Origin of the sequence: Nocardiopsis sp. NPDC101807, assembly GCF_044766605.1 — a bacterium.
GTDB lineage: Bacteria > Actinomycetota > Actinomycetes > Streptosporangiales > Streptosporangiaceae > Nocardiopsis > Nocardiopsis tropica.
Window position 1 is genome coordinate 100,123 of the sequence record NZ_JBIWMK010000010.1, and the last position, 12,676, is coordinate 112,798.

The window sequence follows — 12,676 nt, forward strand, 5'->3', positions numbered from 1 at the left end:
CGCCCCTCCTACGACACCGGCAGCCACACACGGGGAGACCACACCGGCACCGGACTCCCCGAGTTCGACACCGGCAACCACACACGCCCCTCCTACCCCGACGGCAACACCCCCCTGTGGGGCGAGAGCAGCGGCACATTCGGCTCCCCGGGCGCACCCACCGTTCCCGGCGTGCAGGGCGGCGGCCCCGGGCTTCCGGGAGGCCCCGGATCCGTCGGCGGACCGGCGGCGCCCGGCTCCCACGCCGGACCCGAGCGGGAGGCTCCGGCGCCCGGCGCGCCCTCCCCCTTCAACGGCGGGCCCGTCGGCCACCCCGTCTACCCGGGCGGTCAGGACGGCGCCCCGTACCCGGGCGGCCCGCAGGGCTACCCTCCCCTTCCGCCCACTGGGGGCTACCCCGCCGAGCAGCTGCGCGGCGAGGTCGCGCCGGGCTACGGCGGCTACCAGGAGCAGGGCGACCGGTTCGGGCGACCGCCCGGCCCCGGCGGCCCGGGCAGCGGCTACTCCGAGATGCTGGGCGGCTCCTACCCGGCCCAGCAGCCGCCGCAGCAGCCCGACTACGGCGGCTACCCGCCGCTGGAGGGATGGCAACAGCACGGTGACGAGGGACGGCCGGACGGCCCCGGGGCGCCGGGGCCCTACCCGCCCGAGCAGCCCCACGACCAGCGGGGCTACGGCCAGGAGCGGTACGAGGGCGGGTACGAGGACGGCCGCTTCCGCTGAACCGGCGCGGTCCGGGCGGCCCTGACGCGCCGTGATCCCCCCGCGCCGCCGGACTCCGTCCGGCCCCACCGCTTCACATCACCGAGGTGCACGGGACAGCCCCGTCACCTCGGTGTTTTTTCTGTCCTGATTTGTCCCCACGTGTTGTGAAGCCGGGAAAACAGCCACTGAAACCACAACAGATGGTAACCCTGAGCGACGAAAGTTGACTACAGTTGGTGATTGACAGGCGACCCTTCGGGGTTTCGTCGTGTCCCCGCGTTCATCCGCACACCCCCCGATCCGGACACCGTCGTCCCCGTGCGCCTACGCCTCACTTGCCTGGTCCAACCCGAACGGAGCAACCATGCGCAACGACGCCCAGGGAGTACAGCCCGACGCGCCGCCCGCAACCGCGGCGCCACCGGGCAGCCACAAGGACCGCAAGGGGGTCGCCGCCGACGTCGGCGCCTCCCTGGTGGTCTTCCTGGTCGCCGTCCCACTGTCACTCGGGATCGCCGTCGCCTCAGGCGCCCCTCTCATCGCAGGAATCATCGCCGCCGTCGTCGGCGGCATCGTCGCAGGACTCGTCGGCGGCTCCATGGTGCAGGTCAGCGGACCGGCCGCCGGGCTGACGATCATCGTCGCCGACCTCGTCGCGACCTACGGCTGGCGGGTGACCTGCCTCATCACCCTGCTCGCCGGTCTGGTCCAGCTCGTCCTCGGGGCCGTCCGCATCGCCCGCGCGGCCCTGGCCGTCTCCCCCGCCGTCGTGCACGGCATGCTGGCCGGGGTCGGCGTCACCATCGCCCTCGCCCAGCTCCACGTGGTCCTGGGCGGGGCCCCGCAGAGCTCGGCGGTGGCCAACATCGCCGACCTGCCCCACCAGATCGCGCACAACCACTCCGCCGCCGTCGCCGTCGGCGTCATCACCATCGCGATCATGTTCACCTGGAACAAGCTGCCCTCCTTCGGGCGGCTGCGCCCGGCGGTGGTCCCGGCCGCGCTGGTCGCGGTCGGCACCGCGACCGTCATCGCGACCGTCGGGGACTGGAGGGTCGAGACCGTCGTCCTCCCGGACTCCCTCGCGGACGCCTGGAACGGACCGATGCTCCCCGCGGCCGGGCAGTGGCACGGCATCGCCGTCGCCGTGGCCACGGTCGCCCTGGTCGCCAGCGTCGAGTCCCTCCTCGCCGGGATCGCCGTGGACCGCCTGCACAACGGCCGCCGGATCATGCTCAACCGCGAGCTCTTCGGCCAGGGCGCGGCCAACACCGTGAGCGGTGCCCTGGGCGGCCTGCCCGTGGCGGGCGTGATCGTGCGCAGCACCGCCAACGTGCGCGCCGGGGCGCACACGCCCCGGTCGACCATCCTGCACGGTGTGTGGATCCTGCTGTTCGTCGCACTCTTCGCGCACGTGGTCGAGCTGATCCCGATGGCCGCACTGGCCGCGCTGCTGGTGTTCATCGGCGTCCAGATGGTCTCGATCGCCCACCTGCGCGACCTGCGGCGCCACCACGAGGCCAGCGTCTACCTGGTGACCCTGTTCGGCGTGGTGCTCCTGGGCCTCATGGAGGGGGTGTTCATCGGTTTCGCCCTGGCCATGATCGTGTCCCTGCGCAGGCTCACCAAGCTGACCGTGACCACGGAGGAGCGCCACAACCGCGTCCACGTCACGGTGCACGGCTCGCTCACCTTCCTCGGGGTGCCCCGGCTCGCCCACGTGCTGCGCACCGTCCCCGAGGGCTCCCAGGTCGACCTGGACCTGCACGTGGACTTCATGGACCACGCCGCGTTCGAGGCCATCCACGCCTGGCGCGTGGACCACGAGCGCACCGGGGGCGCCGTCGACATCGACGAGGTGCACGAGAGGTGGTACGCGCGCAGCTCCACCAGTTCCGCCCCCGCCTCCAAGACCGCGCCCGGCGGCCTGGCGCGCTGGTGGGCGCCGTGGGGCATGCGCCGTGCCCCCGAGGAGACCCCGCGGGAGGTCAACCCCCTGGGCCTGCTCACGGCCGGCGCCCGCGAGTACCACGCCAGCACCGCCGACCGGATGCGGTCGCTGATGGGCCGGCTGTCCCACGGACAGCACCCGACCGCGCTGTTCATCACCTGCGCCGACTCACGGGTGGTGCCGAACCTGATCACCTCGAGCGGACCCGGCGACCTGTTCACCGTCCGCAACGTCGGCAACCTGGTGCCCAGGCGGGGCACCCCCGGCGACGTGTCGGTGGGTGCGGCGGTCGAGTACGCGGTGAACGTCCTGCGGGTGCCGTCGATCGTGGTGTGCGGCCACTCGCACTGCGGCGCCATGAAGGCGCTCCTGGAGAAGGCCCACCAGGAACCCGGGGACGAGCGGACCTCGAACATGTGCCGCTGGCTGGCGAACGGGCACGAGAGCCTGGTGCGGGCCGGGGAGGAGTCCGGGGCCCTGGCCGGCCTGCCCGCCGCGGAGGCACTGCGGCGGCTCGCCCAGGCCAACGTGGAGGAGCAGCTCGGCAACCTCATGGGCTACCCGGTGGTGCGCGAACGCGTGGAGTCGGGCGACCTGGAGCTGTCGGGGATGTACTACGACCTGGAGACGGCGAGGGTCCACCTGCTGGACACCGCGACCGGGGAGTTCCGTCCCGTGCAGGGAGTGCAGGACGTGGGCGATCCCGTTCCGCACCCCCGACCGGGAGCGGACGGGGGTCAGCTTCTGGAGGAGTCGTCGCCGGGCGCGTCGTCACGCTCGTCCTGCTGAACGCCTGAGGCCTGATAGGTGGCGAGCATGACGATCGCCACGATGGCCAGGACCGGCAAACCGAAGAGGACCACCCAGAAGACGGTGGAGTCGAACAAGAGTCACCCATTCCCGTGAACGCGGATGCCCGCTGGGCCGTCGACCCCGGACGTCGGCCCACGGGCGCACGCGCTCCGGCACTCGGCCCGGGGTATGGAGCGCAAGGGCCAATCTATCGGTGCGCATGGGCGGCAGGCCATCACCGGCAGGCTGTATGCCTGTATCCATAGGACTTCCCGCGCCCCGGAGTTCCCACGCGCCGCGCGCGTCGCTCCCCGACCGGGGCCGGCCGGGGTTCGGCGGGGCTCCGGGCGGCGCGGGGCCGGTACGGCTCAGCGCCGGACGGAAGGCCCGCGAGCGCCGCGATCCGGAACTCGGGCGGCGGTGGCGGCGAGCCGATCCCGGCCGCCGCCCCGCCGTCCGCGGCCCCGTCCGGGCGGCACCCGGCCCACCGGGGCGCAGGCGCCCACCGGCTGCGGTCCCGGCCCCGCGGGCGCGAACCCGGCCACCGGAGCCGATGCCGTCGCACGTGGCGGGGAAAGGGGCCGGGGCGGGCGCCGGTCCCCGGGGATCACACCTGACCGGGCCCGCAGTGGGGAGGGCGCGCCGCGGGCCCCGCGATCCGTCCCGGGCCGGGCCCGGACAGGGCGGGACATCCGCAGAGGAGCTGGGACGCGGGGCGATGGACCTGCTCCTGCGGACCCGCTGATCGACCGGAGCAAACAGAGAGCGAACACGGTCGGCTCCCCCGCGCTACGGCGCAGGTCAGAAGCTGAGAGAGGGGGGAGTCGGCCGGTAAGCCGGATTCCACCACGCCCGTTCCGCTGACCTCGACCGATACCCACAGAAGCCGCGTCACCTGCGATGACAGGTCTCGCGGCTTCTCGCTGTTCCTCGGTACTCCCCGACCTGTTCCGGAACACAGACGGAACAAGACTGGGCTCGATAAGTGAACCAAGACTGAAGGAGATGTTTACTTCGAGGGACCATCCCCAAGCTCCGTGCGCTTTTTTCTTCCAATAAATCTTTTGGATTTATCGTTGTGCAATTTCAGTGGGATAATCATAGAAGCCCTTCGCGCTTGACTGATGCTTTCGACTGCACGAGCCAGCAAATCCGGATCCCATGCATCCATCAGGCTTTTTTGGCTTCGATGCACACCAGAAAATTTCTCAATCGACTCAAATGATGCCCAAACTTCATCCTTTCCTTCAAAATCCCGAGTGGCATAGTACTCAGCACGAGCCCTGCCAAGAGAGTCTACAATTGCCATTACGTATTTTTCCCTCTGGCTCCAACTGGTTACATCGATGTCTGCCGAGACAAGCATGTAGACATTTGCAGCATCACCGACATCCAAGAAGCTCGACAGCAGGCTATCGATCCTCGAAGTCTCCCACTTGGCAGTCTCCAGAGACGCCTCCCACCTGACTCGATTCTCAGCGATTCGAGTCTGCGTCCACCACGTCACACCACCAACAGCCAGCACTGAAACCGCTGCAATAATCGACCCAATTAAAGCAACATCCACTTTATTAGTTCCTCCATTCAAGTCGGCAAATAATATGCAACCACTGGAGAGTATCAAGAAACTATCGCCTCTGCCATAAATAATCCTTCACCTCTTTCTCTGCCTCACCTGCTCCTCTGAGGTCCTGCCTTCCGTGTGCTGTCCCGCTCCACGGTTGCTGTCTGGCCCTGGTTGTCTGGCAGACCCGCCGCCCGCCCCGCCCGCTGTCGGTCCACCACACCCCCTGTGTCCCTGGACTGTTGCTGCCCCTGGTTCGCCCACCCTGTGAAGAATCGCCGTGCCCACTGGGCTCGGCGGGGCGCGCGAGGACGCGCCGCGCGGGACGCAGGCGGCAGCGGACGCGGCGCGCCTACCGCCGGACACCCCCGGGTGACCGCAACCGCGCTTGCGCACTCCTGGTTGCCGCGTACATCAACACGCTTCGCACTCGCCCTCTTCGGAGGATGCCCCCCGGGTAGAGATGTGCCCGCGACACCCTCGGCGCCCTGGTCCCGCGCGCTCTCCATCTCCCGCACCCCGCCGGCCTTTTCCGCGTACCCCGCCCGCGGCTTGGTCCTCCCACACCCGACCCGGCCCGCCTCTCCCGTTCCACGCCTCGACCCCCCTGGTCGAACCAGCAAAGGAACCAGGCCCACCCCCGCCTCCCCCTTCCCCACCACGCTCCGACCCCGTCCCTCTTCCCGTCACCCTTCGTCCACGCACCGCGCGACCGCGCCGTTCAGGGGCCACAAGGTGGAGCGCCCCACTGTCCGAACGACCTTGTGGCCCCTGGGCGGTGTGGTAGGTCCCTGACTGGACGAAGGGTGAGGGGGAGAGGGGCGCACCGCCACAGCAGACCCCGGCCGTGCGCGGCTGCCCCCGCTTCCTGGATCCCCGAGTCCCCGCCGGAGGCTGTGTTCTCACCAGGGGAACCGCGGGGCTGCAGCCGCCAGCAACGCGCCCGGCCACCCGCCCTCCGGCCGCGTCCGGCACCCGACCGCCCAGCCCAGCCGCAGGCTGCCCCGCACCGCAGGTGCGGGCTTGAAGACGTAAGGAAACTTCTCATCACCCGGCTCCGGGCATGAAGAAACCCGGCTCACCTCACGGTGGCCGGGCATCTCCTGGCGTCGTCTAGTTGGCGGGCCACTCGTAGTGGAGCTCCCACTGGTAGGTGGGCATGACATGCACACAGATCTCTACCGCCCGGTCGTTCTCGTCCCACGCCGTGTGAAGGATCTCGAACACCTGCTGCTCCGGGTCGGACTTCAGGAAGTCCGCCTCCTCCGGGGTGACGGTACGAATCCTGACGGCCTCAGTGAAGCGCGCAGGACCGAACCCCTTCTCGGCCAACCGGGAGTAGGTCCCACCGGGCCCGGTGTCCTCCTCGACGATGGCGGTGCCTTCGGCCAAGTCCCAAGGGACATACGACGTCGCAACCTGGACAGGAGTCTCGTCCGCGAGCATGTGGCGCTTGCGAATCGCGACGGGCGCACCCTCCTCGATCCCTAGGGCCTGAGCCGCATGCTTCGGAGCTTCGGTCTGTCCATGCTGAACCAGGGTGGTCGTGGTCTCGTGACCCCGTTCCCTCAGCTCGCTGTCGAAGGCACCCCGAGCGCTGCCGGCCTCCCGGTTGGACTTCGCGTAGCGCTTGTTGGCGAACCGGGGAATCGGCGGAACGTCACGGACGTACGCGCCTACGTTGTCCACCACTCGCACCAACCCCTCCCGACGAAGCACAGCGATCGCGTTGCCCACGGTCCGCTGAGTGATCCCGAACTCTTCCGCAAGCTTCGGCTGACTCGGCAGCTTCGATCCCGGGCTGTACTCCCCGCTCGCGATAGCTGCCCGGATGTGGTCTGCGACCTGCTGGTACCGGTGTCGTGGCGACTCAAGGCTCATACCTAGCTCCTTCCCCCTAGCTCGGAGGTTCACGTTACCCCTAGTGGTAACGAAGCGAAAAACGGACTTACCGGGCGTCGGACCTTACCTTTCGGTTAGATCCACATCTCCTGCTTGCCTCCTAGTTACTAGGACTGTACTGTTGGCCTTGTTCCTAGCAACTAGGTTCTAGCTACTAGAAAGAGTTCGAGATGCGCAGTATTCCCGTGGACACGTCCCAGATGGTCTTCATCGCGGCCGGATCCCCGCGTCCCAAGGTCAAGGACCGCACCACCGGCGAGATCAAGTACAACGCCGACGGCTCTCCGATGTGGCAGCTCAAGGTGCTGGCGCAGGTCGAGGACAACGACGCGGAGACGCTGCTGGTCAGCTTCCCTGCGACGCACGCCATCACCGCTCGACTGGGGACCCCGCTCACCGTTCAGGGCCTGGTCGCGATCCCGTGGGAGACCAACGGCCGTCACGGCGTGGCCTTCGGTGCCGCCACGGTCGCCCCCATGGACCTGCGCAAGGCCACGGAGTAATGCCCAGCTGCTTGACCTGCACGGGCACCGGCGAAGTCCGGCACATGCCCGACTACCGACTCACCCTGTGCCCGACCTGCAAGGGCAAGGGCGAAACCTCTTAAGGAAGGGATGACGATGTTCCCCGAGATTCTGTGGGCGGTTCCCCCGGCCGCCGCTGCGGTGCCGCTCTCGGCTGCCGCCTGGCACCATTGGTCCCCGAACACCTGGTCCTACGGACCCGGCCTGGTCGGCTCCGCGTTGCGGGTCCACCTGACCTGGGAGCACGTCTCCCAGGGGTGCGGGCTCTCTGTGACTCGCCGCAAGATGAAGGTCAAGGGCGGTGTCCGGCAGGTCAGCGTGGAGAAGAAGCCGAAGCTCCGCCGCTTCCGGCCGACCCCGTTCGGGTTCCGGGTCCGTGCTCGGCTCCACGACGGGCAGACCCCCGACGACTACAAGGACGCCCTGGCCCGGTTGGCGCACGCCTGGCGGGTGGACTCGGTCCGGCTGCGCACCTCGGGTCCTGGCTGGGTGGAGTTGGCGGCATCGCGACGTGACCCCCTGGGCACCGTCACCGAAGCGGCTCCACTGGGTGAGAACTGGGACCTGCTCAAGGTCCGAATGGGCACGCTGGAGACCGGTGACCCGTGGGTAATCGACTTCCGGGCGGTCCCCCACTGGCTGATCATGGGCGCGACGCAGTCGGGCAAGTCCACCGACCTCAACGCCCTGGTGTACCAGCTGGCTCCTCAGCCGGTGGCTCTGGCGGGGCTAGATCTCAAGGGCGGGGTGGAGCTGACCCCTTACACCAAGCGAATGTCGAAGCTGGCCACGACTCGGTCCGAGTGCATGGGCCTGCTCGATGACGTGATGGTGATGCTGACCGATCGGATGAGTCAGTGCAGGGAAGCCGGTGTCCGCAACATCTGGCAGCTCCCTGAGGCAACCCGTCCGACACCGGTGGTGATCGTGGTCGATGAGGTCGCTGAGCTGTACCTGATGACGGACAAGGCCGAGAAGGACGAGATCGCTCGGACCTCGACTCTGCTGCTGCGCAACGCCCAGCTCGGGCGGGCGTTCGGTATCCACCTGGTGATCGCTGGCCAACGAGTGGGGTCCGACCTCGGTCCCGGGGTGACGGCCTTGCGTGCCCAGATCACGGGTCGGATCTGCCACCGGGTCAACGACGGGGAGACGGCCAAGATGGCGCTCGGCGATCTGGCCCCCGACTCGCTGTCGGCCGCGATGCAGATCCCCGCGGAGATGCCGGGCGTGGCCGTGACGGTGGGGGCAGACGGGCGCTGGTACCGGGTCCGCTCGGACCTGACCACGGAGGAGATGGCCGAAGACGCCTCGCAGGAGTACGCCCACATGGCTCCGGACTGGGACGACCTGGTTGCCGGTAACGCGAACTCGACGGCCCCGGTTCCCGGAGACCTGGACTGGGAGCTCCTGGAGAAGGAGATGTCCTGATGACTCTCTCGTACTGGTGCACCTACTGCACAAAGCCCGCATGGACCAAGACCACGAGCACGGACGAGTGGGTCTGTGAGGAGCACTACCGGAAGATCGAGGGGGCGTGAGATGCGACGCGCACTGTCGGCCTCCGCTGACTGGGGACCGATCCTGGTCCTGGCCGGAATCGCTGCCGCGGGAAGCTTCACCCATATCCGGGATCTGGCGGAGAAGTCGGGGCAGCACGGGTGGATGGCGTGGGCCATCGCGGTATCGATCGACCTGACCTGTGTGATGGCTGCTCGGGAACGGCAGAGGGACGCGACTCGCAAGACCGCTGAGGGGGTGCTGACCTGGCCGACCGTGGTCCTGTTCGGGGCAGTGATCCTGACCCTGGCCGCGAACCTGGCCACAGCGCAACCGACCGTGTGGGGTTGGATCATGGCGGCGGTTCCCGCAGCTGCGTTCCTGGTCGCGATGTCGATGCTCGAACGCCGTGCGGCGCACCGGGTGCCGGCCCCCGACCAGAACCCGGACACGGTCGAATCCTCGGAGTCCTCGGAGGAGCGAGACGAGTTCCGGGTGACCGAGGTCCGCTGGCAGCAGACCGAGACCGTGCCCGCTCCGGAACCTCCGCCGGTCCCGGTGTCCTCACCGCCCGAACCCGCTCCGGCCGCCGTGGAACAGGGCCATCCGTTGGCGCCGTTCGCCGCGCAGCTGGCACAGGACTACCGCATCACCCACGGCCATGAGATCACCGTGACCGCGCTGCGCTCCCGGCTCGGTGTCTCCGAAACGGTCGCCGCATCCCTGCGCGAGCAGATCACCCACTGAAACAGAAAGGTCTGAACATGCCAACCAAGACCGTGAAGTGCCTGGACTGCGCTGGTACCGGCCGCGTGGTGTCCGAGAAGCTCGGCCTCTTCGCCCGCCGCTACACGGCCTGCTCCACCTGCGGGGGCACCGGGAAGGTGACGGTGCTGTGCCGACCGTGACCAGCCACCTGTGCTCGACCTGCAACGGCCACGGGGTCCTCAGCGAGGGAGACACCTGTCGAGACTGCTCCGGTTACGGCATCACCGCTACCTGACCGCAGAGGACCGGTCCTGCTTCCACACACCGGCCGTCCGCCGCAGAACCGCCTGACCAACCAACCCAACACGCGAAAACGAACGAAGGAGAGGGCCTCGTGAACTGCTGGGAGAACCCCACCAAGACCACCGCTACGACACTCGGGGGGAGGAAGGACCGATGAGGCGCAACGAGACCTGCCGCAACTGCGGAGAGACGGTCAGCTACAGCGGCCCGCTCGGCACCGTCCCCGAACGCTGCTTCGGCTGCCCCAAGTAGAAGAGAACGGCCATCCGGTCGATGGCCATGCCGCCCTACGGGGCGGTGTGGGGACCAACCGGGTCCGTCTGAAAGGAGCAGGAGGCTCTTCATGGGACGACTGGAAATCTGTAGCAACTGCGGTGACCTGATCTACAGCGACGGGAGGTCTGACTATCACCCGAACAATTGCCCCAAAGCCTGATCCAAGCCCGGGGTGCGGCGCTGCTTCCACACACCTACCGCACCCCGGTTCACCTACCCAACGAACCCAACACGCGAATGCAAGGAACGAAAGGGGCCCGACCAGCCTATGGCATCGAACGCCTTCCCCACGGTGCTCGCCGCGATGACCGCTGCGCACCACGTGGGCGACTACCTCACGCAGACCGATCACCAGGCGCAGAACAAGGCCGAGTCCTGGACCGCGAACCAGGCGCACGTAGCCAGTTACCACCTGGCCCAACTCGCCGCGGTCGGCATCGTCTCCCGGACCCTCGGACTGCGGCTCTCCCCCCGCCGCCTGGCCGCAGGTGTGGCCGTGTCCTGGGTGTCCCACAGCATCATCGACCGTAGGTGGCCGGTGCGCTGGTGGATGACCCACACCCGTGCCTCCGCCTTCTACGAGGCCGGTGGGGCTCCCCATGTCGATCAGGCCATGCACCACACTGCCCTGTTCGCCGCCGCGCTCATCGCCACCTCGGGCGGTGACCGCTCGTGACCTGCCCGAGTTGCGGTGGCGACGACATCACCGAATACAGCTACGACGGCGGCAAGACCGTCACCGGTTACGAGTGCCGGGACTGCGAAACCACCTGGTGACCTGACCTGCTCGACCGCCCCGGCGACGGCGCTGCTTCCACACACCCGCCTCGCCGGGGCCTCACCTATCCATGAAAGGCCCTGCTTCGTCATGCCCGAACCCGAACACCTCGGCGGTCTGATCGGTCCCGTCCTGGCGCGGATCACCGCGAGGGACGAGAACCACCTGGACCGTTGGATCGACCGTGCCCGCTCGCTCCGCGGCTGCTCCTGCCCCGTCCGGCTGACCGGAGAAACCACCCGTGTGGACGCCACCACGGGCGAACTGATCTCGCAGTACTCCACCGCCTCCGAACCGGCGAACGAACTGCTGGTGCGCTGCAAGAACCGGCGTGCCTCCCGTTGCCCCTCCTGCTCGGAGGAGTACCGGGCCGACACCTACCACCTCGTCAAGGCCGGTGTCGTCGGCGGAGACAAGGGCGTCCCGACTTCGGTGGGCGTGCACCCCCGGGCGTTCGTCACCCTCACCGCTCCCTCCTTCGGGGCGGTCCACCGGGGTCCGGGGAAAGACGGTCGCACGCGCGTCTGCCACCCCCGTAGGAACGACTCGTCCTGCTTCAAGCACCACCGTGCCGAAGACCCCCTGATCGGTCAGCCGCTCGATCCCAGCGTCTACGACTACATCGGCCACGTCCTGTGGCACGCCCACACCGGGGAACTGTGGCGCCGGTTCACCCTGTACCTGCGCAACCACCTCGCCTCGGCCGCCGGCCTTTCCCGCACGGAGTTCTCCAAGAGGGTCCGGGTGTCCTACGCCAAGGTCGCCGAGTTCCAAGCTCGGGGAGCAGTCCACTTCCACGCGGTCGTGCGCCTGGACGGCTACACCAAGGACCCTTCCGGGTGGCCCCCTCCTCCGGTCTGGGCGAGCGTGGACATGCTCGCCGCGGCTGTGGACTCCGCCGCTCGGGCCGTCTCGGTCACCTCTCCCGAGGTCAACGGACGAACCTGGGATCTGGTGTGGGGCAGGCAGGTGGACGTGCGTCCGATCGAGTCCTTCGGCCCCGACCAGGCCCTCACCGACACTGCGGTGGCGGGCTACATCGCCAAGTACGCCACCAAGGCCGCTGAGGACACCGGCACCATCGACCAGCGCATCCACGACATCGACCACGTGGACATGTCGCAGGTGCGCCCCCACGCGGGACGGCTGATCTACACGTGCTGGCGACTGGGCAACGCGCGTCTGTACCCCCAGCTGGAAGACCTCAAGCTGAGGACCTGGGCGCACATGCTGGGCTTCCGGGGTCACTTCTCGACCAAGTCCCGGCGCTACTCCACCACGTTGGGCAAGCTCCGCCAGGTCCGTACCGACTACGCCGCCGGGCGCCCGTGGGATGACGAGACCTTCACTCCCCCCGTGGTCCAGGAGGAGGAGTCCACGCTGACCCTGAAGACCTGGCACTACCTCGGACAGGGGCTCACCCTCGGGGAGCTGGCGTTGGCGTCGATGGTCGCCGGAATGGGCCGCTCCACCGGTAAGGAGACGTCCCCGTGAAGACCCTCGAACGCCTCTGGACCCTGGGCGAAGCCGCGGTCTATCTCGGGGTGCCTCCCAAGACCCTCTACCAATGGCGCTACCTGCGCACCGGTCCCCCATCACACCGGGTGGGCCGCCATGTTCGCTACGACCCGACCGAGGTTCGCGCCTGGGTCCTGGATCAGGACTGAGGTGAC

The 12,676-nt window shown here is 68.4% G+C and carries 10 protein-coding genes and 1 pseudogene; 9 read left to right on the top strand and 2 right to left on the bottom strand.

Annotated features, from left to right (window positions below):
* Both ACIRPH_RS27020 and ACIRPH_RS27025 read left to right on the top strand, forming a co-directional pair.
* A pseudogene (locus ACIRPH_RS27020) lies at positions 1–723 on the top strand (hypothetical protein); the annotation flags it as partial.
* Positions 724–1,069: 346 nt separating this feature from the next.
* Complete coding sequence (locus ACIRPH_RS27025; protein WP_402919253.1) at positions 1,070–3,445, top strand: SulP family inorganic anion transporter; 2,376 nt, start codon at positions 1,070–1,072, stop codon at positions 3,443–3,445.
* Between the two features lie 1,012 nt (positions 3,446–4,457).
* Here ACIRPH_RS27025 and ACIRPH_RS27030 read toward each other — a convergent pair.
* Complete coding sequence (locus ACIRPH_RS27030) at positions 4,458–5,036, bottom strand: hypothetical protein (RefSeq protein ID WP_402919255.1); 579 nt, start codon at positions 5,034–5,036, stop codon at positions 4,458–4,460.
* A gap of 1,089 nt (positions 5,037–6,125) precedes the next feature.
* Positions 6,126–6,893 carry a GntR family transcriptional regulator gene (locus tag ACIRPH_RS27035; RefSeq protein WP_402919257.1) on the bottom strand — a complete coding sequence of 256 codons (768 nt, stop codon included), beginning with the start codon at positions 6,891–6,893 and terminating at the stop codon, positions 6,126–6,128.
* Between the two features lie 191 nt (positions 6,894–7,084).
* Between ACIRPH_RS27035 and ACIRPH_RS27040 the strand changes: the two genes are divergently transcribed.
* The 7 genes from ACIRPH_RS27040 (at position 7,085) to ACIRPH_RS27070 (ending at position 12,670) form a co-directional block, all read left to right on the top strand.
* Entirely contained in the window at positions 7,085–7,417 is a 333-nt protein-coding gene (locus ACIRPH_RS27040) for a hypothetical protein (protein ID WP_344184436.1), read from the top strand.
* 117 nt (positions 7,418–7,534) lie between these two features.
* The gene (locus ACIRPH_RS27045) at positions 7,535–8,869 is read left to right on the top strand and encodes an FtsK/SpoIIIE domain-containing protein (protein ID WP_402919260.1); all 1,335 of its coding nucleotides are present in this window, start codon (positions 7,535–7,537) and stop codon (positions 8,867–8,869) included.
* 111 nt (positions 8,870–8,980) lie between these two features.
* Positions 8,981–9,685: a DUF2637 domain-containing protein gene (locus ACIRPH_RS27050; protein WP_402919262.1), complete on the top strand. Its 705-nt coding sequence runs from the start codon at positions 8,981–8,983 to the stop codon at positions 9,683–9,685.
* Positions 9,686–9,702: 17 nt separating this feature from the next.
* The gene (locus tag ACIRPH_RS27055; RefSeq protein WP_402919263.1) at positions 9,703–9,846 is read left to right on the top strand and encodes a molecular chaperone DnaJ; all 144 of its coding nucleotides are present in this window, start codon (positions 9,703–9,705) and stop codon (positions 9,844–9,846) included.
* A gap of 647 nt (positions 9,847–10,493) precedes the next feature.
* On the top strand, positions 10,494–10,901 hold the full coding sequence (locus ACIRPH_RS27060; RefSeq protein WP_402919265.1) for a DUF3307 domain-containing protein: 408 nt from the start codon (positions 10,494–10,496) through the stop codon (positions 10,899–10,901).
* Positions 10,902–11,093: 192 nt separating this feature from the next.
* Entirely contained in the window at positions 11,094–12,497 is a 1,404-nt protein-coding gene (locus ACIRPH_RS27065; RefSeq protein WP_402919267.1) for a replication initiator, read from the top strand.
* Positions 12,494–12,670: a helix-turn-helix transcriptional regulator gene (locus ACIRPH_RS27070; RefSeq protein ID WP_402919269.1), complete on the top strand. Its 177-nt coding sequence runs from the start codon at positions 12,494–12,496 to the stop codon at positions 12,668–12,670. The genes ACIRPH_RS27065 and ACIRPH_RS27070 overlap by 4 nt, the downstream gene beginning before the upstream one ends.
* Positions 12,671–12,676: the final 6 nt, after the last annotated feature.